This window comes from Streptomyces sp. NPDC090088 (genome assembly GCF_044747345.1).
Lineage (GTDB): Bacteria > Actinomycetota > Actinomycetes > Streptomycetales > Streptomycetaceae > Streptomyces.
Genome location: NZ_JBIVDZ010000002.1, coordinates 711,121 through 737,022 on the forward strand (window position 1 = coordinate 711,121; position 25,902 = coordinate 737,022).

General features: G+C 72.1%; 21 protein-coding genes. 12 read left to right on the forward strand and 9 right to left on the reverse strand.

The genetic code is table 11. The features are described from left to right. The first annotated feature begins 97 nt into the window (after nucleotides 1-97). A complete protein-coding gene (locus tag ACIPSJ_RS11970) occupies nucleotides 98-1,924 on the forward strand; it encodes a phosphoenolpyruvate carboxykinase (GTP) (protein WP_359222166.1) in 1,827 nt (608 codons plus the stop codon). Nucleotides 1,925-2,272: 348 nt separating this feature from the next. Continuing rightward, a complete protein-coding gene (locus tag ACIPSJ_RS11975; protein ID WP_401345321.1) occupies nucleotides 2,273-4,237 on the forward strand; it encodes a calcium-binding protein in 1,965 nt (654 codons plus the stop codon). 157 nt (nucleotides 4,238-4,394) lie between these two features. On the opposite strand, the gene ACIPSJ_RS11980 is transcribed toward ACIPSJ_RS11975, so the two are convergent. From ACIPSJ_RS11980 to ACIPSJ_RS12005, 6 genes are all read right to left on the reverse strand, one after another. After that, a complete protein-coding gene (locus ACIPSJ_RS11980) occupies nucleotides 4,395-5,006 on the reverse strand; it encodes a hypothetical protein (RefSeq protein WP_401345323.1) in 612 nt (203 codons plus the stop codon). Further along, on the reverse strand, nucleotides 4,993-6,534 hold the full coding sequence (locus ACIPSJ_RS11985; RefSeq protein ID WP_401345325.1) for a substrate-binding domain-containing protein: 1,542 nt from the start codon (nucleotides 6,532-6,534) through the stop codon (nucleotides 4,993-4,995). Before ACIPSJ_RS11985 ends, ACIPSJ_RS11980 begins: the two co-directional genes overlap by 14 nt. Continuing rightward, the gene (locus tag ACIPSJ_RS11990; RefSeq protein WP_359222279.1) at nucleotides 6,531-7,730 is read right to left on the reverse strand and encodes a toxic anion resistance protein; all 1,200 of its coding nucleotides are present in this window, start codon (nucleotides 7,728-7,730) and stop codon (nucleotides 6,531-6,533) included. The genes ACIPSJ_RS11985 and ACIPSJ_RS11990 overlap by 4 nt, the downstream gene beginning before the upstream one ends. Before the next feature lie 30 nt (nucleotides 7,731-7,760). Beyond that, nucleotides 7,761-8,837: a hypothetical protein gene (locus tag ACIPSJ_RS11995; RefSeq protein WP_359222162.1), complete on the reverse strand. Its 1,077-nt coding sequence runs from the start codon at nucleotides 8,835-8,837 to the stop codon at nucleotides 7,761-7,763. A gap of 188 nt (nucleotides 8,838-9,025) precedes the next feature. Further along, nucleotides 9,026-9,436 carry a hypothetical protein gene (locus ACIPSJ_RS12000; protein WP_359222161.1) on the reverse strand — a complete coding sequence of 137 codons (411 nt, stop codon included), beginning with the start codon at nucleotides 9,434-9,436 and terminating at the stop codon, nucleotides 9,026-9,028. 93 nt (nucleotides 9,437-9,529) lie between these two features. Then, complete coding sequence (locus tag ACIPSJ_RS12005; RefSeq protein WP_355716906.1) at nucleotides 9,530-10,741, reverse strand: pyridoxal phosphate-dependent aminotransferase; 1,212 nt, start codon at nucleotides 10,739-10,741, stop codon at nucleotides 9,530-9,532. Between the two features lie 181 nt (nucleotides 10,742-10,922). Here ACIPSJ_RS12005 and ACIPSJ_RS12010 point away from each other — a divergent pair, with 181 nt between their 5' ends. Then, complete coding sequence (locus ACIPSJ_RS12010; protein WP_401345328.1) at nucleotides 10,923-11,564, forward strand: hypothetical protein; 642 nt, start codon at nucleotides 10,923-10,925, stop codon at nucleotides 11,562-11,564. 157 nt (nucleotides 11,565-11,721) lie between these two features. Next, nucleotides 11,722-12,555: a trypsin-like serine peptidase gene (locus tag ACIPSJ_RS12015; protein ID WP_401345330.1), complete on the forward strand. Its 834-nt coding sequence runs from the start codon at nucleotides 11,722-11,724 to the stop codon at nucleotides 12,553-12,555. 59 nt (nucleotides 12,556-12,614) lie between these two features. Here ACIPSJ_RS12015 and ACIPSJ_RS12020 read toward each other — a convergent pair whose 3' ends face one another. Further along, nucleotides 12,615-14,231, reverse strand: coding sequence for an amidohydrolase family protein (locus tag ACIPSJ_RS12020; protein ID WP_401345332.1), 1,617 nt, complete (start codon nucleotides 14,229-14,231; stop codon nucleotides 12,615-12,617). Nucleotides 14,232-14,241: 10 nt separating this feature from the next. Next, the gene (locus ACIPSJ_RS12025; protein ID WP_401345334.1) at nucleotides 14,242-15,519 is read right to left on the reverse strand and encodes an amino acid deaminase; all 1,278 of its coding nucleotides are present in this window, start codon (nucleotides 15,517-15,519) and stop codon (nucleotides 14,242-14,244) included. A 214-nt stretch (nucleotides 15,520-15,733) separates the two neighbouring features. Here ACIPSJ_RS12025 and ACIPSJ_RS12030 point away from each other — a divergent pair, with 214 nt between their 5' ends. The 5 genes from ACIPSJ_RS12030 (at nucleotide 15,734) to ACIPSJ_RS12050 (ending at nucleotide 20,240) form a co-directional block, all read left to right on the forward strand. Continuing rightward, nucleotides 15,734-16,843: a sugar kinase gene (locus ACIPSJ_RS12030; protein WP_401346228.1), complete on the forward strand. Its 1,110-nt coding sequence runs from the start codon at nucleotides 15,734-15,736 to the stop codon at nucleotides 16,841-16,843. Beyond that, nucleotides 16,840-17,601: an IclR family transcriptional regulator gene (locus ACIPSJ_RS12035; protein WP_359226419.1), complete on the forward strand. Its 762-nt coding sequence runs from the start codon at nucleotides 16,840-16,842 to the stop codon at nucleotides 17,599-17,601. The genes ACIPSJ_RS12030 and ACIPSJ_RS12035 overlap by 4 nt, the downstream gene beginning before the upstream one ends. Before the next feature lie 12 nt (nucleotides 17,602-17,613). Then, nucleotides 17,614-18,024: a RidA family protein gene (locus ACIPSJ_RS12040; RefSeq protein WP_401345336.1), complete on the forward strand. Its 411-nt coding sequence runs from the start codon at nucleotides 17,614-17,616 to the stop codon at nucleotides 18,022-18,024. A gap of 104 nt (nucleotides 18,025-18,128) precedes the next feature. Continuing rightward, nucleotides 18,129-19,607, forward strand: coding sequence for a GntP family permease (locus ACIPSJ_RS12045; protein ID WP_401345338.1), 1,479 nt, complete (start codon nucleotides 18,129-18,131; stop codon nucleotides 19,605-19,607). 78 nt (nucleotides 19,608-19,685) lie between these two features. Next, nucleotides 19,686-20,240, forward strand: coding sequence for a hypothetical protein (locus ACIPSJ_RS12050; protein ID WP_355716932.1), 555 nt, complete (start codon nucleotides 19,686-19,688; stop codon nucleotides 20,238-20,240). A 9-nt stretch (nucleotides 20,241-20,249) separates the two neighbouring features. Here ACIPSJ_RS12050 and ACIPSJ_RS12055 read toward each other — a convergent pair whose 3' ends face one another. Beyond that, nucleotides 20,250-21,605 carry a M14 family metallopeptidase gene (locus ACIPSJ_RS12055; RefSeq protein WP_359226411.1) on the reverse strand — a complete coding sequence of 452 codons (1,356 nt, stop codon included), beginning with the start codon at nucleotides 21,603-21,605 and terminating at the stop codon, nucleotides 20,250-20,252. 350 nt (nucleotides 21,606-21,955) lie between these two features. Between ACIPSJ_RS12055 and ACIPSJ_RS12060 the strand changes: the two genes are divergently transcribed. The 3 genes from ACIPSJ_RS12060 (at nucleotide 21,956) to ACIPSJ_RS12070 (ending at nucleotide 25,881) form a co-directional block, all read left to right on the forward strand. Beyond that, nucleotides 21,956-24,358 carry an ATP-binding protein gene (locus ACIPSJ_RS12060; RefSeq protein WP_401345341.1) on the forward strand — a complete coding sequence of 801 codons (2,403 nt, stop codon included), beginning with the start codon at nucleotides 21,956-21,958 and terminating at the stop codon, nucleotides 24,356-24,358. Nucleotides 24,359-24,373: 15 nt separating this feature from the next. Next, entirely contained in the window at nucleotides 24,374-25,294 is a 921-nt protein-coding gene (locus tag ACIPSJ_RS12065) for an anti-sigma factor RsbA family regulatory protein (protein WP_401345343.1), read from the forward strand. Nucleotides 25,295-25,398: 104 nt separating this feature from the next. Further along, nucleotides 25,399-25,881 (forward strand): ATP-binding protein, encoded by a 483-nt coding sequence (locus ACIPSJ_RS12070; RefSeq protein ID WP_359226405.1) that lies wholly within the window; start codon nucleotides 25,399-25,401, stop codon nucleotides 25,879-25,881. The last annotated feature ends 21 nt before the right edge of the window (nucleotides 25,882-25,902 follow it).

The window sequence follows — 25,902 nt, forward strand, 5'->3', positions numbered from 1 at the left end:
ATGAGCGGCTACGAAGCATCCGGGTCGCAGCCCCCACGGGGCGACGAGGTCCTCAGCGGACCAAAAAGATCAAAAAAACCCTCATTTAGGAGCAATCGTGGCGCGCGACATCGCGGCTCCCACCACCGTCATCCCCACCAACCATCAGGAACTGATCTCGTGGGTCAACGAGATCGTCGAACTGACGCAGCCGGACAGCGTGGTCTGGTGTGACGGATCCGAGGCCGAGTACGAGCGACTGTGCGAAGAGCTCGTGGCGAAGGGCACCTTCAAGAAGCTCGACCCGATCAAGCGCCCCCACTCCTACTACGCGGCCTCCGACCCGACCGATGTCGCCCGGGTCGAGGACCGCACCTTCATCTGCTCCGAGCAGGAGAAGGACGCCGGCCCGACCAACCACTGGAAGGACCCCGCGGAGATGCGGGAGATCTTCTCGGGCGAGAAGGGCCTGTTCCGCGGCTCGATGAAGGGCCGGACGATGTACGTCGTCCCGTTCTGCATGGGCCCGCTGGGCTCGCCGCTCTCCGCGCTCGGCGTGGAGATCACCGACTCCGCGTACGTCGCCGTCTCCATGCGCACGATGACGCGCATGGGCCAGGCCGTCCTCGACGAACTCGGTGACGACGGCTTCTTCGTGAAGGCCGTGCACACCCTCGGCGCCCCGCTCGCCGAGGGCGAGGCGGACGTCCCCTGGCCGTGCAACCGGACCAAGTACATCTCGCACTTCCCCGAGTCGCGCGAGATCTGGTCCTACGGCTCCGGCTACGGCGGCAACGCCCTGCTCGGCAAGAAGTGCTACGCCCTGCGCATCGCGTCGGTGATGGCCCGCGACGAGGGCTGGCTCGCCGAGCACATGCTGATCCTCAAACTCACGCCCCCGCAGGGCGAGTCGAAGTACGTCGCCGCCGCCTTCCCGAGCGCCTGCGGCAAGACCAACCTCGCCATGCTGGAGCCCACCGTCTCCGGGTGGACCGTCGAGACCATCGGCGACGACATCGCCTGGATGCGGTTCGGCGAGGACGGCCGCCTCTACGCGATCAACCCCGAGGCCGGCTTCTTCGGCGTCGCGCCCGGCACCGGTGAGCACACCAACGCCAACGCGATGAAGACGCTGTGGGGCAACGCGGTCTTCACCAACGTCGCCCTCACCGACGACGACGACATCTGGTGGGAGGGCATGACGGAGGAGACTCCGGCCCACCTCACGGACTGGAAGGGCAACGACTGGACGCCGGGCTCCGAGACCCCGGCCGCCCACCCCAACGCCCGCTTCACCGTCCCCGCCTCGCAGTGCCCGATCATCGCGCCGGAGTGGGAGGACCCGAAGGGCGTGCCGATCTCGGCGATCCTCTTCGGCGGCCGCCGCGCCACCGCCGTCCCGCTGGTGACCGAGTCCTTCGACTGGAACCACGGTGTCTTCCTCGGCGCCAACGTGGCCTCCGAGAAGACCGCCGCCGCCGAGGGCAAGGTCGGCGAGCTGCGCCGCGACCCGTTCGCGATGCTGCCGTTCTGCGGCTACAACATGGGCGACTACATGGCCCACTGGGTCGACGTCGCCAAGGACAAGGACCAGGCGAAGCTCCCGAAGATCTACTACGTCAACTGGTTCCGCAAGAACGACGCGGGCAAGTTCGTCTGGCCGGGCTTCGGCGAGAACTCCCGCGTCCTGAAGTGGATCGTGGAGCGGCTGGACGGCAAGGCCGAGGGCGTGGAGACGCCGATCGGTGTGCTGCCGACCCGGGAGGCCCTCGACACCAACGGGCTCGACCTCGCCGACAGCGACCTCGACTTCCTGCTGACCGTCGACAAGGAGGTCTGGCGGGAGGAGGCCGCGCTCGTTCCCGACCACCTCAACACCTTCGGCGAGCACACGCCGAAGGAGCTGTGGGACGAGTACCGGTCGCTGGTCGAGCGCCTGGGCTGAGTCCCGTACGAAAGACTCCGCGGCCGGTTGGGGGATGTGCCCTGACCAGCGATCGTCACGGCCGGCCGCGGTGTGAACCGGCGAGGCCGCGCACAACGGCGTGTGCGGCCGACAGGCCTGCCGTCACCTGCCTCCGTCCGCCCCGACGGTCGCGGTGACGGCAGGCCTTCGCCTGTGTGGGTGGGGTACCGGTCGCCCGCCGGGCTGATTTCCTGCGGCCGGTGGGCGCAAGGCGGCTCGTGGCGCGTGGACCCGGGGACCGGCGCCGGGACGCTGGCGTCCATGATCACACCATATGTTCGATCGTTCACACCTGGTGTTCGATCGCTCACGATCCGGGCCGGAACCGTGACGGCCGCCCTCCTGGCGCTCGTCCTGGCCCTGCCCGGCACCGCGGTCGCCGCCCCCGGCGACCTGGACACCGGCTTCGGCAACGGCGGCACGGTCCTCACCGACGTCGGCGGCACCGACGCGGCGAACGACGTGGCGGTACAGCCCGACGGCAAGATCGTCTCCGTCGGCTCCTCCGCCGACGACTCGGTACCGGAGAGCGACTTCGCGCTGACCCGGCACAACCCCGACGGCACCCTGGACCCGGGCTTCGGCGGCGACGGCAAGGTCACCACCCCCATCAACAACCTGATCACGGACGGCGACCTCCAGTGGAGCGAGGCGCACGCCGTGGCGCTGCAGCCCGACGGCAAGATCGTGGTCGCGGGCGGCAGTTGGCGCGGGTACGAGAACTGCTGCTGGTTCACCGTGGCCCGCTACAACACGGACGGCACGCTGGACACGGGCTTCGGCGGCGGTGACGGCCGGGTGTTCACCGACTTCGGCACCCCCGAAGAGGCCATGGACGTCGCGGTGCAGCCCGACGGAAAGATCGTCGCCGCAGGCTATGTCGGCGGCCAGGCCGCGGTCGCCCGCTACAACCCCGACGGCAGCCCGGACACCGGCTTCAGCGGCGACGGCATGGTCACCACCCCCCTGGGCACCTCCCCGCAGGAGGGCGGCGACGTGCGCGCCCTCGCCCTCCAGCCCGACGGCAGGATCGTGGTCGCGGGCCAGGTCGGACAGACCCGCTTCGACTTCGTGCTCGTCCGCTACAACGCCGGCGGCACCCTCGACACCGGCTTCGGCAACGGCGGCATCCAGCGCACCGACTTCGGCAACTACGACACCGCGGAGGCGCTCGCCGTCCAGCCCGACGGCAAGATCGTCGCGGCCGGCGGGGGCGGCGCCGGGGTCGCGCTGGCCCGCTACAACACCAACGGCACCCTGGACCCGAGCTTCGACGGCAACGGCCTGGTCGTCACCCCCGGCGGGTCCGCCCAGGACGTCAAGCTGCAGAGCGACGGACGGATCGTCGTCGCAGGCAGCGGGACCGGCGGGTTCAACGTCTGGCGGTACAACACCGACGGCAGCCTGGACAGCGGCTTCGGCACCGGCGGCCGGGTGGCCACGGGCTTCGGCGGCAGCGACGCCGCCCACGGCGTGGCGATCCAGTCCGACGGCAGGATCGTCGCCGCCGGCCAGGGCGGACCGGGCAGCGACTTCGCGCTCGCCCGCTACCTGGGCGGCGGCGGCACGACCCCGCCCCCGCCCACCGCCGACCTCTCCGTCACCAAGACCGGACCGGCCTCCGTCACCCTCGGCGACCGCGCCACCTACACCGTCCGCGTGACCAACGCGACCGCCTCCACCGCGACCGCCACCGGGGTCACCCTGACCGACGCCCTCTCCGGCGGGGGCGCGACCCTGATCTCGGCCACGCCCTCCCAGGGCAGCTGCACCACCACCGCCACCGGCGCCACCTGCTCCCTGAACACCCTGGCCGCGGGCGCGAGCGCGACGGTCACGGTGGTCGCCGAACCCCGCGCCACCGGCACCCTCCGCAACACCGCCACGGTCACGGCCCCCCAGACCGACCCGGCGACCGGCAACAACACCGCCACGGCCACCGGCACCGCCGCCAACTCCCGGGGCTGCACCATCATCGGCACCAGCGGCACCGACACCCTCACCGGCACCAGCGGCAACGACGTGATCTGCGGCCTGAGCGGCAACGACACCCTCCGCGGCGTCGACGGCAGCGACACCGTCTACGGCGACTACGGCAACGACACCATCGACGGAGGCAACGGCAACGACACCCTCTACGGCGGCCCGGGCAACGACACCGTGAACGGCTCCGCGGGCAACGACCGGGTGACCACCACCGACGGCGTCTCCGGCAACGACACGGCCAACGGCGGCATCGGCTTCGACACCTGCACCACCGACCCCGGCGACAGCCGCATCAGCTGCCCCTGAACACCCGCCGGCTCCGGCCCCTCGCGCTCCGCGGGGGGCCGGCCGTCTGCTGTCTGCCGGCTGCGGCGCCGTCGTGGCTGGTCGCGCAGTTCCTCCCCCAGCCTTCGGCCGGGGGGACCCCCAGCGCCCCTTTGGGGCGCTGCCGAACCGCAGTGGACTAGTTGTTCCGGTCCTCCAGGTACCGCGTGTGGGTCTCCTGGCGCCTCGCCTCGGTGTCCCGCAGTCCGGCCGCCAGCTGCTCTGCCTCCTCCTTCAGGAGGTCCAGCTGGCGCTCCAGGTGCCGCTCCGGCGGCTCCTGCCCGGGGGTCAGGCGCGTCCACCACCGGGTGCGGACGAAGCTGTCGACCGCCTCCGGGATGTCCTGCCGTACCGTCCGCGACAGGACATGGACGCCCTCCGGGTCCTCGGCGAGCAGCTCGGCGGGCCGGCCCGGGTCGAGCAACGCCGTCAGCAGGTCCGTCAGTTCCGCCAGCCGCGCCTCGGTCGAGGCCGGCAGGCCGACCTCCGCCAGATAGGTCTCCAGCTTGCGGAAGTCCGCCCGCACCTCGCCCAGCTGGGCGGACGGGGTGGGGAACTCCGGCAGCGGCGGGCGTTCCGGCGGGGCGATCAGCGCGCCCGCGCCGTACAGGCCGGCCACCACGACCGGCCAGTACGTGCCCGCGACCCCGGTGAAGGTCAGCACCAGGCCGACGAGACCGGCCGCGCCGCCCGTGAGGTTCTTCCGGGACTCCAGGTAGGCGAGGACCCCGTTGGTCTTATTGGTAGCCACGGATCTCCTCGAAGGCGCCGTCCAGGGAGCCCTGCTGCGCGTCGAAGAGACGGCCGCCGGTCAGGGTGGCGATGTGCTGGAGTTCGGCGCGGGAGGAGTCGCCGAAGAGGATGGGGAAGACGGGGATCTGCTGCCGGTCGGCGGAGAGCTTGTCGTAGAAGGCGTCGAAGTCGCCGACCTTGGCGCCCGTGGTGTTCTCGCCGTCGGTCATCAGCACGATCGACGTGAAGGTCTCCTGGGAGGGGTTCAGCTGCGCGTACGCCTTCTCCAGGGAGGTGTAGATCGCCGTGTTGCCGTCGGCGTGCAGGGCGTCGGTGTCCTTGCGGATCGCGGCGAGGTCGGACTTGTCGTCGACCACATGGGTGCTGACGCTCTTCACGTCCGAGCCGAACGGCATCAGGGTGACCTCCTCGCGGTCGCGGAAGTCACCGGTGAGGCCGGTGAGCGCGGCCTTCAGGCGGGAGAGGCGGTCGCCCTCCATCGAGCCCGAGGTGTCCAGGACGTAGACCGTGCGGGAGGGCCGGCGCAGGTCGTTCTCGTAGGCGGAGATCAGCCCGTCGGCCACCGACTGGCTGCCGGGGAAGGGGAGTTCGCGACGGCGGCTGGTGTCCAGGCCGGCGGCCGGCTCGACGGCTGCCACCACCGGGCGGCGGTGCGTGGTGTCCGTGATGAGTTTCTGCACGGCGGTACTGCGCAGGTCCTCGGTCACCCGGCGGACGTCCTCGCGGGTCGCCGAGGAGGTCGAGGCCAGCGAGGAGAGCGGGTAGTCGGCGGTGACCACACCGTCGGTCGGACGGATCACCGTCAGACCGGGGATCTCCTGGAGGACCGACTCGTAGTTGAGCAGGGCGTCGACGTTGCCGCGCCGCTTGTAGGCCGAGGCCAGCCAGCCGGAGGAGCCCGAGGTCAGGGTCTGGCCCTTGAAGAACTTCTTCAGCCGGGGCGTCGCCCTGGTGACGTCGGCGTCCGTGAGCGCGGACTGGGCGCCGGAGAGCGCGGAGGCCACCGAGACCAGCGTGGAGAAGCCGGAGTTGGAGCGCGCCGGGTCGGTCATGCCGTACGTCAGCCTGCCCGCCTCGACGGCCTGCTCGACCTGGGACCAGGTGACGGCGGCCGGCTTCCAGCCCAGCGACCGGACGGTGGCCGTCCTCACGCCGATCGCGACCGGGCTGGACATGATCGACGTCTCGGAGACGACCTTCTTCGCCGCCTCGGGGCGCAGCCGCAGATAGTCGTCGGAGGACAGCCACAGCGCGTCGTACCTGCCGTCCGCCTTCCCCTCGGCCAGCAGGTCGACGGCGTCCAGGGTGCCCATGTAGGTCGGGCGGATCGTCACTCCGGTGTCCTTGCGGACACGGTCGAACACGGCGGTCATGTCGCTGAGTTCGGAGGAGGCGAGGACCCGCAGGGTGCCCGCCTTCGGGGCCGTGGAGTCGTCGTCGCCGTGGTCCTCGGGGGTGCAGCCCGCCAGGACGACGGCCGCCGCCGCGAGGAGGGCGGAAAGGGCGTGGAGCGTGCGTCTGTTCATGCGAGGCCGCCCTCCAGCGCGCCCTTCGCCCGGCTGCGCTCCAGGTAGGCGCTCGCCTGCTGGAGTTCGTCCGTGAGGGACTGCACGGTGTTCGCCATCACCTCGGTCGCCTGCACCTTGTAGGTGTCGATGGCGTCGAGGGTGCGGTAGATCTGCTGGAAGGCGGCGCGCAGGGTCTCGGCGCCGACCGCCGGGTCGGCCGCGATCCGCTGGATCTCGCCGCTCTGCGTGGCGAGCATCTCGGCGTTGCCCCGGATCAGCTCCTCGGTCGTCCCGCGCAACGCGTTGACCTGCTCGATGACCTTCTTCTGGTTGTCGAGCGCGGAGGCCAGCATCACCGAGATGCGCAGGGCGGACACGGTGGTGGTGGCGGCCCGTTCGACGCCCTTGATCAGCTCGTCGTTGTTGCGGCGTACGACGTCCATCGCCAGGTAGCCCTGCGCGGAGACCGCGAGCTGGGTGAGCAGGTCCTGGTGCTTCTGCCGGACCGGGAAGAGCACGTCCGCGCGGACGGCGTCGGCCTCCTGGGGGTCCGTGAGCCGGACGACGTGCTGCTCCACGGCGGTGTCCAGGGCCTGGGTGAGGACCACGTACTCCTGGAGCTTGCCCATGGTCTCCCAGAGCCTGACCCGCTCGGTCTGCAACGCGGCGTTGTCCCGCCGGAGTTCGTCCTGCCCGCCGCGCAGCGAGCCCACGATCTTGTTCAGCGTGCCCTGTGCGGAGGCGTACTTGGCGACGTGGTCGCGGAGCTTGTTGCCGCCGGGCAGCCGGGAGAGGAACTTGCGGCCCTTGCTCGCGGGCAGGTCGCGCGGGTCCAGGTCCTCGACGACCCGGCGGAGTTCGACGAGCGAGCCGGCCACCTTGGCCTGGGCGTCGCCGCCCTTGTCGGGCAGGCTGCGCACCGCGCGTTCCAGCATGCGGTTGGACTGCGAGGCGGCGGTGCGCATCTCGCCGGCGCCGAGGCCGGTGATCTCGCCGACCTTGCTCGCGAACTCCGGTGACCGGGCGTCCAGGGCGGCGAGGTCCCGGACGTAGCCGGCGGCCTTGTGCGCCATGTCCGCACGGACGCCGTCCTCCACGGGCACCAGCCCGCCGGCCTTCTCCCGCGGCACGGGCGCGACGGCCTCGGGCGGGGTCAGGGTGAAGACGTCCTCGCCGCTGAGGGTGGGCGCGTGTTCACCGCCGCTCGGCGTCATCTTGTCGAAGTTGCTCACAGGATCCCCCCGTCAGCCGCGCGCCCGGCGGGCCATCTCGTGCAGCACCGCGGAGGTGGGCACGGGCGCCTGCCGGACGCCGGTCAGTGTCTGGTTGAGGTAGGCGGCGTGGTCGGCCGTGGCCTTGACGAACTCGGCGGAGTCGCCCTGGGGCCGGAAGCCGTGCTTGACGGCGAGCCCCCGCAACGTCGGGTCGGTGCTCAGGAGTTGGCCGAGCTCCCGGCCGGCGTCGTCCAGCGGCACGATCGTGTGGTCGCTGTTGACGGTGGTGTCCGGGTAGAGGACCACGAGGTCGTCGGCGCCGTGCTGTTCGGCGAGCAGCGACACCACCTGCGACTCGTACAGGCACACCAGCGGGTTACCGGCGCCGCTGATGAAGTCCCGGAACACCGAGTCGCTGCTGGGCTGCTGGGCGCCCTGCACGCTGACGAGCTTGTGCAGCAGCGGGGCGGTCCGCGCGACCTCCGCGGTGCTCGACACCACCCGGCCGCCGTTGGCGACATAGGAGGCGGCGGCCAGGTAGAGGGCGCCGGAGTTGGAGGTCTCGGGGTCGGTGCTGGTGATGTACAGCGTCCCGGTCAGCTCTCCGTGTGCCTTGGCCCCCTTGAGCTGCTGCCAGGTGCGGTCGTGCTCGGCCGCGTCCAGGTAGGCGCTCATCTTCAGGGTGCCCTTGCCCGTGCCGTCGAGCACGGCGAGCCCGTTGGCGGCGAGCACCTCGGCCGCGCTGCGGTGGGCCACCACCACGAGCGGCGAGTAGAAGGGCCGGGGGAGGGGCTGACGGGCGTGGTACTTCCCGGCCAGCTGGTCGGCGGGTGCCGAGCTGGACGGGAAGGCGAAGTCGTAGCCCTTCAGGTCCAGGTCCTCCATGGCCCAGGACCCCGACGCCTCCGTCTTCACGGTGTAGCCCTTGGCGGCGAGGGCCTTCACCACATCGGGATCGGCGAAGAAGTCCGACTTCTCCGAACCGATCACACCACGCACGGTCTTCGTTGCCGTGCCCTTGTCATCCCCATGTCGGCCTGCGACGACGGCAGCCACCACGCCACCGATCAGCAGCACCGCGAGGACGATTCCCGCGATACGTCTCACGCGGGGGAGCGTGCTCTCGGAACCCCACGTTCCTGGGCGTCCGGGGTGAACGGGGGGTGAATCGGACGTCCCGGATTACAACGGGGGGACGAGGATCGAGCAGAGGTGCGGCGCGGAAGGCCGGGAGGGTATGGCAACCCGGTCCGCGCGTCGCTGCGGGAGCGCGCGGACCGGGGCCGTTCGAGGGGTCAGCCGGCGGTGATGAGTTCCGTCGCCGCCGCGTGTGCGTCCATGCGCTCCGCGGCGAGGATCGCCGCCGCGGTGTCCGCGCGGGACGCCGCGACCACTAGGGCCCGGCCCGCGAGCGCGTGGGCGCGCTCGTGGAGCGCGGCCGGCTGCCCGGCCGCCGCCTGCGACGCCCGGACCGGGGTCCGTCCGCCCCGCAGCCGGGCCACCTGCTCGGCCAGCCGGGTCGCGGCCGCGTCGAGGTCGGTGGACGGTGTGCGGGAGCGCAGCTCGTCGGTGACGGCGAGCAGTGCCGCGAGATGTCCCGCGAGCTGGATGTCCAGCTCCTCCTCGCGCGTGCGGTGCGGGAAGTCGGAGGGGGCGCCGGCCATCGTGGTGCTGTGCACCGACTTGGTGCGGATCGGTTCGTACATGGGAGATGGCCTCCTGTGCTGTGACAGGAAACCATCCTAGCTTAGATTTCGTCTAAAGTTGATCCGCGTCACGGTCGGTGGCCCGGCGGCTACCTATGGCTGGCCGTACCCGTCCAGGAACCGGCCGATCCGGGTGATCGCGTCCCGCAGGTCCCCCACCGTCGGCAGGGTCACCACCCGGAAGTGATCCGGCTCCGGCCAGTTGAAGCCGGTGCCCTGGACGACCATGATCTTCTCCTGGCGCAGCAGGTCCAGGACCATCTGCCGGTCGTCCTTGACCTTGAAGACCTGGGGGTCGAGCCGCGGGAAGAGATAGAGGGCGCCCTTGGGGCGGACACAGCTCACGCCCGGGATCTGGGTGAGCAGCTCGTAGGCCGTGTCCACCTGCTCCTTCAGCCGCCCGCCCGGCAGGACCAGGTCGTTGATCGTCTGGCGTCCGCTGAGCGCGGCCACGACCCCGTGCTGACCGGGCATGTTCGCGCACAGCCGCATGTTCGCGAGGATCGTCAGGCCCTCGATGTAGGACTCGGCGTGCGCGCGCGGGCCGGAGATGGACATCCAGCCGACCCGGTAGCCGGCCACCCGGTACGCCTTCGACATGCCGTTGAAGGTGAGGGTGAGCAGATCGGGGGCGACCTTGGCGGTCGGGGTGTGCGTGGCACCGTCGTAGAGGATCTTGTCGTAGATCTCGTCCGAGCAGACCAGCAGGTTGTGGCGGCGGGCGATGTCGGTCAGCCCGCGCAGCATCGCCTCGTCGTACACCGCGCCCGTCGGGTTGTTCGGGTTGATGACGACGATCGCCTTGGTGCGGTCGGTGACCTTGCGCTCTATGTCGGCGAGGTCGGGCATCCAGTCCGCCTGCTCGTCGCAGCGGTAGTGCACGGCGGTGCCGCCGGAGAGGGAGACCGCCGCGGTCCACAGCGGGTAGTCCGGCGCCGGTACGAGGACCTCGTCGCCGTCGTCCAGCAGGCCCTGCATCGCCATCACGATCAGCTCGGAGACGCCGTTGCCGATGAAGACGTGCTCGACGTCGGTCTCGATGCCGATGGTCTGGTTGTGCATGACGACCGCGCGCCGGGCGGCCAGCAGGCCCTTCGCGTCGCCGTAGCCGTGTGCCGAGGAGACGTTGCGGAGGATGTCCTCCAGGATCTCCGGAGGGCACTCGAAGCCGAAGGCGGCCGGGTTCCCGGTGTTCAGCTTGAGGATGCGGTGCCCCGCGGCCTCAAGCCGCATCGCCTCCTCGAGAACCGGCCCCCGGATCTCGTAACAGACATTGGCGAGCTTGGTCGACTGGATCACCTGCATGCCGGTGAGCTTACGGGGAGGTAACACGCGCCGTGTCGTGTTTTCCGACACGTGAGACATGGGCGTGGTGCGCGTGGGGCCCCGCGGAAGTGCTGGTGAGGCGCCGGCCCGGCCCGGCGGTTTGGCCTGTTATCGCCGGTAGCTGTCTCAAAGGCCCCTCCTCTCCCTACAATCCGCGTCCATGCCGAGACCTGCCGAGGACGAGACCGGGGCGCCCAGCGTCTACCAATCCCAGGGCGAGCCGGCCCCCGCGTACGGCGAGTACCGGGATCCCGCGTCCGCGCACGGCTGGCTCAACGCATACGACGAGACGCGCGAACTGCCCCGGATCGCCCCCGCCGCTCCGCGACCGGGCCGCGCGGACCGGCGGCGGGCGGCCCGCGGCGCGGCCGGGCGCCGCTCCAGGCGGGTGGCGGTCGCCGTGGGGGCGGTGGGTGCCGCGTCCGCGGCCGCGCTGATCGCCGGCTTCGCCCTCTCCTCGCCGTCCGACGGCACCCAGGGGGAGCGGGACCGTACCCGGCACGCGACGGACGGTGCCTCGGCGCGGGCGCAGGCGCCCGAGGGCGGTCCGGACAGCGCGCCCGCCGCCGCGCCCTCGGTGAAGTCGGCCGCGCCGGTCGCGCGGACGCCCTCGGCCCTGGCCGCCACGCCGACGGCCGCGGCCTCCACGGCCGGGGCGTCCGGGGCGGCGAGCGCCACCCCGACCCGCGGTGCGAGTGCGACGCCGACGCCGAGCGCCACCGCGGTGACGTCGACCCCGACCCCGACCTACCCGGGGCACGGCTGGGGGCACGGGCGGGGCGGCGGTGGCAGGTCCCACTAGCGGACCGTCCCATAAGCGGACCGTACGGAAATCCGCCAACGCCGGGCCTGAAACAACTCCTTGCTCTCGCGGCCTGTTGTGCTGAGAATGCACATGACAAAAACAACGGGTGGCCGGAAGATCTCCGGTCACCTCGTCATATAGAGGGGACCCCCACATGAACAAGCCTCTCGTCGCCGCGCTCGCCTCCCTGGCCATCACCGGGATCGGCACGGCACCGGCGATCGCCGCACCACAGGCCAAGGCGGCCGCGGCGGTGACCGTCAACTTCGCGGGCACCGTCTCGCTCAGCAACTGCTCCGGCTCCGTCATCCGCTTCCCGAACTCCGCGGACACCGACCCGGCCCTGGTGCTGACCAACGGCCACTGCCTGGAGACCGGCTTCCCGGATCCCGGCGAGGTCATCACCGGCCAGTCCTCCAGCCGTACCTTCGGGCTGCTGAACTCCTCCGGCACCCGCGTCGCCACGCTCCGCGCCAACCAGGTCGTCTACTCGACGATGACCGACACGGACGTCACGATCTACCGCACCACCACGACGTACGCGGCGATCAAGAGCTCCTACGGCATCAGCCCGCTGACCGTCAGCGGCACCCACCCGACCGCCGGCACCGCCATCAAGGTCGTCTCCGGCTACTGGAAGACGATCTACAGCTGCAACATCGACGGGTTCGTGTACCGGCTGAAGGAGGGCGACTGGACCTGGAAGGACTCGGTCCGCTACACCTCCGCGTGCAACACGATCGGGGGGACCTCGGGGTCGCCGGTGATCGACACCACCACCGGGCAGGTCGTCGCCGTCAACAACACGGGCAACGAGGACGGGGAGCGGTGCACCGTGGACAACCCGTGCGAGGTGGACGAGAGCGGGAACGTGACGGTGCGGCAGGGGATCAACTACGCCGAGGAGACGTACAACATTCCGGCGTGCTTCACGACGGGGAATGTGCTGAACCTGAGCGCGAGTGCGTGCACGTTGCCGAAGCCGTAGGGGGGTCCGGTTTTCGGGTGCGGGTTCGGTGGGGGCTGGTCGCGCAGTTCCCCGCGCCCCTAGGTGAGTTGGGGTGCTCGTCGGACGGCTCGCCCTGCCAGTTCGTCTGTTCTGCGGCCGTCTTCCATCACGAAACGGCCGTTGATCAGGACGTGGGGGATGCCTGTCGGTAGGCGGCGGGGCTCTTCGAAGGTGGAGCCTGCCGCCACCGTTCGTGGGTCGAAGAGGACGAGGTCGGCCCGGTAGCCCTCGTGGACGAGGCCGCGGTCCGGCAGGCGGAGCCGGGCCGCGGGGCGGGAGGTGAGGTGGGCCACGCACTCCTCCAGGGGGAGGATGCCCAACTCCCTTACGTAGTGGCCGAGGTAGTGCGGGAAGGTGCCGTAGGCCCGGGGGTGGGGCTTGGCGCCGTGGAGGATGCCGTCCGAGCCGCCGGTGTGGACGGGGTGGCGCATGATCGTGCGGACGTTCTCCTCGTGGCCCACGTGCTGGAGGATCGACGGGGCCAGGCGATCCGCCAGCAGGAGGTGGCGGGCCGTCGTCCACGGGGTCTCGCCCCGCTCCCGCGCCGACTCCTCGACCGTACGGCCGACGAAGTGCGCGAGGGCGGGGTCGGCGACGCCCGAGATCTCGATGGTGTCCCATTCGATGGGGACGCCGTGGCAGCCGTCGGAGCCGATGGCCTCCAGGTGGTGGCGGATGCGTTCGGATGTGCCGTCGTCCGACAGGCGGGCCAGGGCCGCCTCCGGGCCGCCCTCGTTCGCCCAGCTCGGCAGCATCGCCGCGAGGGTGGTGCTGCCGGGGGTGTAGGGGTAGGTGTCCAGGGTGATGTCGGCGCCGGCGGCCAGGGCCTCGTCCAGGAGGGACAGCAGCTCGGGGGCGCGGCCCTTGTTCACGCCGAAGTTCATGGTGGCGTGCGCGAGATGGAGGGGGCAGTTCGCCTCTCGGGTGAGGGTCACCATCTCCTCGTAGGCTTCGAGGGCTCCCGCGCCGTACGAGCGGTGGTGCGGGCAGTAGTAGCCGCCGTACTCCGCCACCACCCGGCACAGCTCGGTCAGTTCGGCGTCCTTGGCGTACATGCCGGGGGTGTAGGTCAGGCCGGAGGACAGGCCCACCGCGCCCTGTTCCAGGCCCTCCGCCACCAACTGCCGCATCCGGTCCAGCTCTTGCGGGGTCGCCGCGCGGTCCTCCCAGCCGACGGCCAGCGCGCGGACCGTGCCCTGGGGGATCAGATAGGCCGCGTTGACCGCGATGCCCCGGTCCAGACGGTCCAGGTACTCGCCGACCGAGCGCCAGTCGAAGTCGATGTCGTCGCCGTGGCCGTTCCAGCCGGCGATCGCCCGGCGGACCTCGGCCAGGGTGCGGTCGTCGACCGGGGCGTACGACAGGCCGTCCTGGCCCAGGACTTCGAGGGTCACCCCCTGGGCGGCCTTGGCGCTGTGGTCGGGATCGCGGAGCAGGGCCAGGTCGCTGTGCGCGTGCATGTCGATGAAGCCGGGGGAGAGGACCAGGCCCTCCGCGTCCAGTTCGCGTACCGCGCGCGGGCGCTGGCAGCCCGCCGCCGCGGCCTCCTTGACGATCGACACGATCCGGCCGTCGTCCACCACCACGTCCGCGCGGTAGGAGGGCGCGCCGCTGCCGTCGACGACGTCCGCGTCCCGGATGACCAGATCCTCCACTGAACGCTCCCTAGAAGTAGGTGCGGATGTAGTCGACGACGGTTCCGTCCGCCTCCGCGACCGGGATCAGCTGCCACTTGTCGAACGAGGTGCACGGGTGGGACAGGCCGAGCCCGACCCAGTCCCCGACCTCCAGGTCGGCCCCGGGAGCGGTGCGCAGCCAGGTGTGCTGGTCGGAGAGGCCGGTGACCTCGATGCCGGTCGCCGGGCGCTCGGTGCCGTCCCGGCGGACCACCTGGGCGAAGGGGAGGTGGAGGTCGTAGGCCGCGTCCCGCTTGCCCGCGTTGGCGAAGGCCTGCTCGGGGGAGGGGCGGGAGACGACCTGGGCCCAGAGCCGGAAGGCCGGCTCCAGGGCGCCCTCCCCGGGGACCCGGTTGAAGGGGGTGATCTCGCGGTAGTGGCCGTCGTCGTGCGAGACGTAGGCGCCCGAGCGCAGCAACTTCAGGACCGGGCGGGAGAGTTCGGGCACGGTGGCGAAGACGTCCGCCACCGCGTCGAACCAGGCGCTGCCGCCCGCGCTGACCACGATCTCGTCCGACCCGGCGAACCGTCCGGCCGCGTCGAACTCCACGGCGAGCGCGACGAGACGGCGCAGATAGGCGTGCACCCGGTCCGGGTCCGCCTCAGGTACCTCGCCCTCGTACCCGGCCACCCCCACCAGCCGCAGGGTCTCCGTCCCCGCCACCGCGTCGGCGACCGCCGCGCACTCCGCCTCCGTACGGACGCCGGTGCGGGCGCCCTCCCCGGCGGCCAGCTCGACGACCACGTCCACGGGACGCGAGGTCCCCTTCAGGGCCGCGTCCATCAGTCCGACCCCGCGCACGGAGTCGACGTAGCAGACGAAGCGGAAGTCGGCGTCCCGCTCCAGCTCGGCGGCGATCCAGCGGAGTGCCGGGGCGTCCACCAGCTCGTTGGCGAGGAAGACCCGGCGGGTGCCGAACGCCCGCGCCACCCGCACCTGGTGCGGCACGGCGAGGGTGATGCCCCACGCTCCGTGCTCGACCTGGCGCTGGAACAGCTGCGGGGCCATGGAGGTCTTGCCGTGCGGGGCGAAGGCGAGGCCGTGGCGTTCGGCGTACGTCTCCATCAGGGCGAGATTGTGCTCCAGGCGCTCGGCGGACAGGGCCAGCACCGGGGTGGCGAAGCCGTCGGAGAAGAGGTTGCGGCGCTGGGCGGCCAGCTCGCCGACGGTGAGTCCCCCGGCGTCCGGCGGAAGTCCCTTGAAGCGGTGGTCCACGCGCTCCTCCGCGAGCCGCGCGAGTGCTTCGGTGCCGGGGTCGAGGGTCACGGAGCCTCCCTGATCGGGGTGGTTGCATTGTGTGCAACGTCCATTGCGTATATCGCTTACCGCTGTCTAACATCCACGCCAACGCCGGGTCAATGGAGCCCGCAGCGTCCCTTCCCCGACGACGAGGAGCCCGACCATCGTGAAGGCCACGGACGCGGTCGACGCCGTTGACGCACCGGATGACGCACCGGACGTCGTCGCGCTCGGCGAGTCCATGGTCACCTTCCTGCCCGGCCGGCCGGGCCGCCTCGCGGACGTACCGTCCTTCGACCGTGCGATCGGCGGCGCCGAGTCCAACGTGGCCTGCGGGCTGGCCGCCGCCGGCCACGCGGTGCGGTGGGTCAGCCGGGTCGGGGCGGACGGGTTCGGCGACCACCTGGTCGAGACGGTCGCGTCGTACGGCGTCGACGTCTCGTACGTGGACCGCGATCCGGTCCGTCCGACGGGGGTGTACTTCCGTACGGCGGGGGACCGGGCGACGGACGCGCACGAGGTGGCGTACTACCGGGCGGGGTCGGCGGCGTCGGCCATGTCCGTGGCCGGCGTGGACCTGGCGGCGGTGCGCGCGGGGCGGATCCTGCACCTGTCGGGGATCACGGCGGCCTTGTCGAAGGGCTGCCTGGGGCTGCTGCACGAGCTGACGGCTCCGGCTCCCGCCGAAGGGGGCCGCCCGGTGGTGTCGTTCGACGTCAACCACCGCCCGGGGCTGTGGACCGGATCCGGCGGCGCGGAGGTGCTGCTGGAGCTGGCGCGGCGGGCCGACATCGTCTTCGTGGGGGAGGACGAGGCGGAGCTGGCGTGGGGGGTGGGGGGTGGACCGGCGGCGATTCGGGAGCGGTTGCCCGAGCCGGGGGTGCTGGTGGTGAAGGAGGGTGCGAAGGGGGCGACGGCTTTCGTGTCGAGTGCGGCCCGGTGGGGGCTGGTCGCGCAGTTCCCCGCGCCCCTTACGGGGCGCTGCCCAGCCGCGTCCCATCGGGCCACCCCGCCGGCGCGGGCGAGTGAAACCCCGCCCCCCGCCGACACCCACGGCACCTTCGAACCCGCCCCCACCGTCGACGTCGTGGCGAACGTGGGCGCCGGGGACGCCTTCGCTGCCGGATTCCTCTCCGGGATCCTGCGCGGCCTGCCGGTCGGGCAGACGCTCCGGCTCGGGCATCTCTTCGCGGCCGCGGCCCTCACCACCCCCGCCGACCTCGCCCCGCCCCCCGCCCGCGACACCACCGACCGCCTGACCGGTCTCGACGACGCCGCGTGGGAGAGACTTCGACTCGGCCCCGGCTGGACCCAAGCCGGTGTGGCCGAACAGGAGGTACGCACCCCATGAGCCAGACCGTCGACCGGGCGCTCAGCATCCTGCCCCTGCTCGCGGAGGGCCCCGCCGACCTCGGCCGGGTCGCCGACCGCCTCGGTGTGCACAAGTCGACCGCACTGCGGCTGCTGCGCACCCTCCACGAACACGGCCTGGTCTACCGCCAGTCCGACCAGCGCTACCGCCTCGGCGCCCGGCTCTTCGCCCTCGCCCAGGAGGCGATGGAGAACCTCGACATCCGCGAGATCGCCCACCCCCACCTGGCCCGGCTCAACTCGGCCTGCGGACACACCGTGCACCTCGCCGTGTTCGAGGAGGGCGAGGTGCTGTACATCGACAAGGTGGAGAGCCGCTACCCGGTACGCATGTACTCGCGGATCGGGAAACCGGTCGCCATCACCGTCGCCGCCGTCGCCAAGCTGCTCCTCGCCGACCTGCCCGAGCCCGAGCGCCGGGCGCTCACCGACCAGCTCGACTACCCCATGTACACGGCCCGTTCGACCCCCAACGCGGAGGCCTTCCGCAAGGAACTGGCCCGGGTGCGCGAACAGGGCTGGGCCACCGACCTCGGCGGCCACGAGGAGTCCATCAACTGCGTGGCCGCACCGATCCGCGGGGCCGACGGGCGTGTCGTCGCCGCGATGTCGGTCTCCGCGCCCAACGTCGTCGTCACCGCCGACGAACTCCTCACCCTGCTCCCGCAGGTGCGCCGTACGGCGGACGCGATCAGCGGTGAGTACTCCGGCAGAACCCCGATCAAGGAAGCCCCCTAAGGAAGCCCCCTGATGACCGAGAAGATCGCGCTCACCCCCAAGACCCACACCACCCCGCCCGCGAAGTTCTCGCACGGAGTGCGGAAGGGCAACATCCTCCAGGTCGCCGGCCAGGTCGGTTTCCTGCCGGCCGAGGAGGGCAAGCCGCCGACCCCGGCCGGACCGACGCTGCGCGCGCAGACCCTCCAGACCCTCGCCAACGTCAAGGCGATCCTGGAGGAGGGCGGCGCCTCCTGGGACGACGTGATGATGATCCGCGTCTATCTGACGGACGTGGACCACTTCGCGGAGATGAACGGCATCTACAACACCTACTTCGAGGAGCAGGGCCTCACCGCCCCGCCCGCCGCCCGCACGACCGTCTACGTCGGTCTGCCCGCCGGCCTCCTCATCGAGATCGACGCCCTCGCCGTACTCGGCTGACGTCCCCGCACCATCCCCCGCACGACGGCACGGCACCCCGCACGGTGCCGTGCCGCGCTCCGCCCTGCCCGAAAGCACCATGTACTTACGCAGAGGACCCCCACATGTCCCTACCGCTCGCCGCCCCCACCACCCCCGCGACCCCACCCCACACCGGGGGCCTGCTCCTCCTCGTCGACGGCACCGCCGGTCTCCTCACCGTCGCCGCCCTCGGCATCGCGCTGCTCCTCTTCCTGATCATCAAGGCCCGGCTGCAGCCCTTCGTGGCCCTGCTCGCCGTCTCCATAGCCGTCGGCCTGCTGGCCGGACTCTCGGTCACCGAACTCTTCGGCACCGTCCAGCGCTCGGACGCGGTCTCCACCGTCGAGTCCGGCATGGGCGGCATCCTCGGCCATGTCGCGATCATCATCGGCCTCGGCACCATGCTCGGCGCGATCCTCGAAGTCAGCGGCGGCGCCGAGGTGCTGGCGACCCGGCTCCTGAACCTCTTCGGCGAGAAGCGCGCCCCGCTCGCCATGGGCCTCACGGGCCTCATCTTCGGCATCCCGGTCTTCTTCGACGTCGGCATCTTCGTGCTGGCCCCCCTCGTCTACGCGGCGGCCAAGCGCGGCGGCAAGTCGATCCTGCTCTACTGCCTGCCGCTCCTCGCCGGCCTCTCCATGACCCACGCCTTCCTGCCGCCGCACCCCGGCCCGGTGGCCGCCGCCGCGCTGCTGCACGTCCAGCTCGGCTGGGTCATCCTCATGGGTGTCGTCTGCGGCATCCCGGCGGTGCTGGCCGCCTGGGCGTACTCGGCGTGGATCGGCAGGCGGATCTTCGTCGCCGTACCGCAGGACATGGTCGAGGCGGCGGAGGAGGCCAGGCAGGCGGTGGTGGCCGAGCAGCGGGCGGCCGGGGTGGAGCCCCGGGAGCAGCCGGTCCCGCTCGGCACGGTCCTCGCCATCATCGGCACCCCGCTCGTCCTCATCCTCGCCGCGACCTTCTCCTCCATCGCCCTGGACCCCTCCACCGGCCGCTCGGTGATCGAGTTCTTCGGCACCCCGATGGTCGCCCTCACCCTCGCCCTGGTGCTCGCCTACTACCTGCTCGGCATCCGGCGCGGCTGGTCCCGCAAGTCCCTGGAGACGGTGTCCACCGCCTCCCTCAAGCCGGTCGGCAACATCCTGCTGGTGGTCGGCGCGGGCGGCATCTTCGGTGCCGTGCTGAAGGCCAGCGGGGTCGCCCAGGCCCTGTCCGACACCTTCAACGGCGTCGGCCTCCCGGTGATCGTCCTGTCGTACCTGATCTCGGTGGTCCTGCGGGTCGCCCAGGGCTCGGCGACCGTGGCGATCGTGACGACGGCCGGCATCGTCGCCCCGCTCCTCACCGAGGGCGACCACTCCCAGGCCTTCGTGGCCCTCGTCATCATGGCCATCTCGGCGGGGTCGATCTTCGCCTCGCACGTCAACGACGGCGGCTTCTGGATGGTCGCCAAGTACTTCGGCATCAGCGAGCGCGACACCCTCCGGACCTGGACCGTCCTGGAGACGGTCCTGTCGGTCGCGGGCTTCGCGGTGGCGGCCGTGCTCAGCGTCTTCGTGTAGGCGCGTTCGTGTAGGCGTCTCATAACGAAGTTGGGGCTGGCTGTGTCCGGCACAGGTTCTTCGACCATACTGCCCGCTGTGGAGCAGCGCATAGGAGCCAACAGCAAGCCCCTGGAAGGCGCCGGATTCGACCCGGCCTTCATCCCCGGGCTCACCTCGCCCGCGTCCGCCGAGCCGGAGGACGCGGCACCGGAGGACGCGGCGCCCGAGGCCGCCGAGGCGAAGGCCGCCGAGGCGGAGGAGGCCGGGGCGAAGGCCGTCGAGCCGGAGGCCGGGGACGCGGCGGACGACGACGAGGAGGAGCCCTCGGAAGGGCCCGCCTTCGAGGCCGCCGACCGCCGGGCGCGGATAGTGGCGGACGCCACCGGTGTGCGCCTCGCCCTCGACGAGGAGAAGTGCGAGTTCCGCTGGGAGGAGATCGGGGCGGTCGAGACCGAGGCCCCGCGCTTCGGCAAGCGGTTCACGATCACCGTCCACACCCCGGACCGCCGCTGGTACCCGATCGAGATCGAGGCGACGTCCCGGTCCCGCTTCAAGGAGTGGGAAGAGCAGCTGGACGCGGTCCTGGACGCGTACTTCGACGACGGTGCCGACGCGTCCAAGGACGACGACACCGACACCGACGCCGAGTAGAGGTACCGGTCAGCCGCAGTACTGGGCTTCCTTCCCGATCGTCCGGTACACACAGTCCGCGTTCTCCAGCAGCTGGAACACCGCGTCCCGGTTCCGGGAGGTCTCCCGCTCGATCACCTCGTCGGGCGGGTAGAACCCACCCCCGGAACTGGACGTCGGATACATCTCGAAGGTGTAGTCGAAGATCTTCTGACTGCCCCACAGATAGTCGTCGATCGACCCGTCCGTGATGTACAGATCGCTCGACTGCTCCGGCGTGTAGCCGTTGCTCGCCGCCATCTTCTGCCCCAGCGCCTTGAACGCGGCGGCGTCGTCCGCGGTCATCCCGGTCGCCGTGTCCGCCGTCGTGTACCCGTACGGCCACAGCACCAGTTCGCTGTACGTGTGGAAGTCGATCCCGGCCTTGATCTGCTGCTTCCCGCCGACGACCCGGCTGCGCACGAAGTCGGCGACCACCTTCACCTCGGGCGCCGACTCGGCGGACGCGCCCCGGTAGGTCTCGGACGACGTCGAGCCCGACGACCCGCCGCAGCAGCCCCACCTGTAGTTCCAGTTCCGGTTCAGGTCCGTACCGACGTACGACGAACCGGAGTTGGGCTGCCGGTTCTTGCGCCAGGACCGGTAGGAGCCGGTGGCGATGTCGTACTCGCCGCCGTCCGGGTTGAGGTCCGGCACGATCCAGATCTCGCGGCTGTTCACGATGTTCGTGACCCGGGAGTCGGAGCCGTAGCCGGCGCCCAGCTCCCGCAGCAGGTACAGCGCCATCTCCACCGTGAGGTGCTCGCGGGCGTGCTGGTGGAAGGTGAGCAGGACCTCGGGCTCGTTCTCGTCCGTCGCCACGTTGTCGCTGACCTTGATGGCGACGATGTCCCGGCCCTGGTACGACTTGCCGATCACCTGCTTGCTCATGATGCCCGGGTAGGCGGCGAGCCGCTGGTCGATCTCGGCGTTCGTCTCGGCGTAGTTGTGGTACTTCGAGTCGGCCGTCGGGAAGTCGAACAGCCGCAGCGCGTCGGCGGCGGACGACCGGTCCGGGGCCGCGCCCAGCGGGGTGACGTCGTAGCCGAGCCGCTTGAGGGCCTTGATCTGCGCGGCGCGGCCGGAGACGACCACCGTCTCCTCGTCGGCCTCGTCCACGGTGACCCCGGTCTGCTGGATGGCCGCGCGGGTCACCGGGGTGGTGTGCTGGTGGATCTCGTACTGCCGGACGTCGTCGGGCGAGGGCGCCGCCGGCCGCGCGCTGTCGGCGGTGGCGTGGGTCGCCGTGGCCGACAGCGGGGCAGCGAGGGCGAGGGCCAGCAGGGCGCCGAGCGCGGCGGTCCGTCTGCCGCCGCGGGTACCGGAGCCACGGATGCGAAGTCGCATGAAGTCTCCTAGAGGGGGAGGTGGGGGTGGTTCAGTGCGACGCTTGTGTGTCGTGCGGGTCTGCTCTGTCCTCTGTCGATCTGTGAACTTGCTGTGCGGGTGCCGCTCATCGTCTGGGAATGGCATGGACAGGTCAAGACGGTAAAATCAGCCGCTCCCGGCGGCAGCGTAAATCAGCCCCCCGGCACAGCCGTGCAGCCCGGCCGTGCGATCGGCCGCGCAGTGTACGCCGGACCCCGTCCGCGCAAGCAGCCCTCGCCGAAGTACACCCACCCGCGTGACGCCGGTGTGCGTTCCCCCGGTCCGCCGGGGGACGGTGGACGGACGGCCAAGAGGAGGGCTGGCTGATCATGGGCGGATCAGCGCCGCGCGGGGGCTGCCATCTGCCGGTCGAGACGACCAGCTTCGTCGACCGGCGCGCCGAACAGAACGCGGGCCGCGAGCTGTTGGCCAAGGCCCGCCTCGTCACGCTCACCGGACCCGGCGGCGTCGGCAAGACCCGGCTCGCCGCGCACATCGCCGGCCGGGTCGAACGCGCCTTCCCCGACGGCGTCCGCTACGTCGCCCTCGCCGGTCTGCACGACCCCGAACTGGTCCCGCTGGCCGCCGCCGACGCCCTCGGACTGCACGACCACTCCGACCGGCCCCCGCTGGACACACTGGTGGAGCGGCTCCGCGAGCGCCGGCTGCTGCTCGTCCTCGACAACTGCGAGCACCTCCTCGCCGCCTGCGCCGGCCTCGCCGTGGCCCTGCTGCGCGGCACCACCGGCGTCCGGGTCCTCGCCACCAGCCGGCACCGCCTGGGCCTCACCGAGGAACACCTCATGGAGGTACGGCCGCTGCCGGTCCCCGACCCGGACGGCGACCTGTCCGCCGCCGAGGCGCACCCGGCCCTCGCCCTCTTCGCCGACCGCGCCGCCGCCGTACTCCCCGGCTTCCGGCTCACCCCCGCCAACCGGGCCGCCGTGGCCCGCCTCTGCCGCCGCCTCGACGGACTCCCGCTCGCGATCGAACTGGCCGCCGTACGGATGCGCGTCCTCGGCCTCGACCAGCTCCTCGCCCGCCTCGACGACCGCTACCGCCTCCTCACCGCCGGCAGCCCGGCGGCCCTGCCCCGCCACCAGACGCTCCGCGCCGCCGTCGACTGGAGCCACGACCTCTGCACCGGCCAGGAACAGTCCGCCTGGGCCCACCTGTCCATCCTCCCCGGCACCTTCGACCTGGAGACGGCCGAGGCCGTCTGCGGGACGCCGCCCGCCGAAACGGGAGCCGACACCGGCGCCGGAGCCAGAACCACAGCGGCCGCCCCCACCTCCCTCACCACCGCGACCGCCCCCACCCCCCTCGACATCCTCGAAGTCGTCGCCGGACTCGTCGACAAGTCCGTGCTCGTTCGTGAGGAGGACGTGTCCGGCGCCGGGGTTCGTTACCGGCTGCTCGACACCCTGCGGCACTACGGTCTGGACCGGCTCCGGGAGCGGCCCGGTGCGGAGGCTGCCGTGCGGCTCAGGCATCTGGGGCGGGTCCAGGCGCACGCGTCCGCGTGCGAGGCGGCGTGGTTCGGGCCGGGGCAGCGGGAGATCGTGGCGCGGCTGCGGGCGGACCAGGACAATCTGCGGGCCGCACTCGACTTCTGTCTCGGGGCCGGCGGCGAGGCCCGCGCCGGGCTGCGGCTCGCGGGCACCCTCTGGTTCTACTGGCACGCGTGCGGCACCCCCCGCGAGGGCCGGTACTGGCTCGACCGCGCCCTGGACGCCAGCCCCGGGCCGACCCCCGAACGGGCCCGCGCCCTGTGGGTCTCCGCCCTGCTGGCCGGCAGTCCCGAGGACCTCACCCGGGGCCTGCGCCGGGCCCGCGAGGCCCGTGCGCTCGCCGAGCGGCTCGGCGACCCGGCGGAGGCCGCCCACGCCGACTACGTGATCGGCGTCGTCCAGCTCTTCGCCGACGACCTGCCCGCCGCCCGCGCCCACTACGAGACCACCGTCGCCCGCGGCCCCGTCCCCGGCCAGCACCTCAGCCTGCGCGGCCTGGACCTGGTCGAACTGGCCTGCGCCCACGCCTTTCTGGGCCGGGCCGACCGGGCCACCGCCGTCTGCGAGGAGGCCCTGCGGCTCTGCCAGGCGCACGGCGAGGACTGGGTCCGCTCCTATGTGCTGCGCATCCTCGCCCTCGCGCACGCCGTCCGCGCCGACTGGCGCGGCGCGGAGCCGCACGCCCGCGAGGCGCTGCGCCGCAAACGCGAGGTCCACGACGTCATCGGCATCGGGCTCACCCTCGACCTGCTCGCCCGGATCGCCGACGGCCTCGGCGCCGCCGAGCGCACCGCCGTCCTGCTCGGCGGCGCCGACCGGGTCTGGTCCGACATCGACCGCGACCGCTGGGGCTCCACCGCCCTCAACTCGGCCCGCCGCGACTGCGAGAGCCACGCCCGCGCGGCGCTGGGGACGGCGGCGTACGAGCGGGCGTACGGCCGGGGCGGGGCGCTCGGCCTCGCCGGGATCACCGGCTTCGCCCTCGGCGAGCAGCCGCGAATACCCGGCGGGCGGCCGGAGGCGCGGACAGCGCCCGTCCGGCTCACCCGACGGGAGACCGAGGTCGCCGAGCTCGTCGCCGAGGGGCTGGGCAACCAGCAGATCGCCGACCGCCTGGTCATCGCCCGCCGCACCGCCGAGGGCCATGTGGAACGCGTCCTCGGCAAGCTCGGCTTCAGCAACCGCAGCCAGATCGCCGCCTGGGTGACCGCCCGGCGCTGACGCACAGGAGACCCGATGAGTAGCAGTACGAGCGTGCATCCCGCCGCGGCCCAGGGGCAGTTCGACCACCGGATGGCCGTCTTCGGCTCGGACGACGCGTTCGTCGCCGCCGCCCTGCCGTTCCTCGCCGAGGGGCTCGCCGCCGCCGGCGAGCCGCCGCCCGTCGCCATCGCCGCCCCCGCCCGGCTGGCCGCCCTGCGGGACACGCTCGGCGGCGACGCCAAGGAGGTCGGCTTCATCGACCACACCGACTGGTACACCGGTACGGCCGCCAACGCGGTGGCCCAGGGCGCCGGTTACCTGGCCGCGCACGCCGGGCCCGGCGGCCGTATCCACCTCCTCATGGAGCCCGACTGGGCGGGCCGCGCGGGGCGTTCGGCGCGGGAGAGCGCCGAGTGGATCCGCTACGAGTCCCTCGCCAACCTGCTCTTCGCGCCCTTCGCCACCACGGCGCTGTGCGCCTACGACACCCGGACGGCGGGCCCGGCCGTCGTCGACGCGGCCCGCCGCACCCACCCGGGTACGGGGGTGTACGAACAGCCGCCCGTGCTGGTGCGCGAGCTGGACGCCGTACCGCTGGCGCCGGTCCCGCGGGCGGCCGAGCGGCTGCCGGCCCCGGAGGCGGTGGACGCCTGGTCGGCCGGGCTCGGACTGCCCGCGGCGGACGCCGCGTTGTTCGCCCGGGCGGTGGTGGAGGCGGCGGCCGCGCACGGGCCGGTGATCGAGATCCTCGCCTGGGGCGAGGCCCCGGCCTGCCTGGTCGAGCTGCGGCTGTGCCGGGCCGTGGACGATCCGCTCGCCGGGTTCGTGCCGCCGCCGGGCGGTGCACCGGAGCCGGGCCAGGGGCTGTGGTTCACGCGCCAGGTGTGCGCGTACGTCGATGTCCGGGACGGGGCGCCGGGGGACGGGGCGAAGATCCGCGTCCAGTACGCGTGAGCGAGATGTCGTACGCGCGTACCCCCGTATCGGCGCATACGCGGGTACCGGATCAGGTATTCCTCCCCGTGCGCGGGGAGGCGGGTACCGGCAGGCTGGAGGGCATGCTGCAGCCCTCCGGGAGCCGGCTGCCGGACGCCGGCCCCCCGTACGCCGAGTATCCGCAGCCCCCGACCAGGGCGGGCCATCTCAGCGTCGACTACGACCCCCGGCCCACGGCGGCGAGCGAGGCCCGGGTGGCGGTGCGGCGGCAGCTGGAGGAGTGGGGGCTGGCGGACCAGGGCGAGGTGGCCTACGTGGCGGAGCTCCTGGTCGGCGAACTGGCCGCGAACGCGCTGTGCCATGCGGCGAGCCGGTTCCGGCTCACCCTGTGGGCCTCGCACGGCGTGCTGCGCTGCGAGGTCGCCGACGAGGACCACCGCCCGCCGAGGCTGCTGGACGCGGGCCTCTCGGAGGGCGGCAGAGGGATGTACCTGGTGGATGCGCTTGCCCGGCGCTGGGGCTGCCACCAGGACGGGCCGGGCAAGACCGTGTGGTTCGAGCTCGGTACCTGCGGGTGCGACGGATGCGGTCGGCGACAGCCGTAGCACCCACAGCCCGGGTCCCGG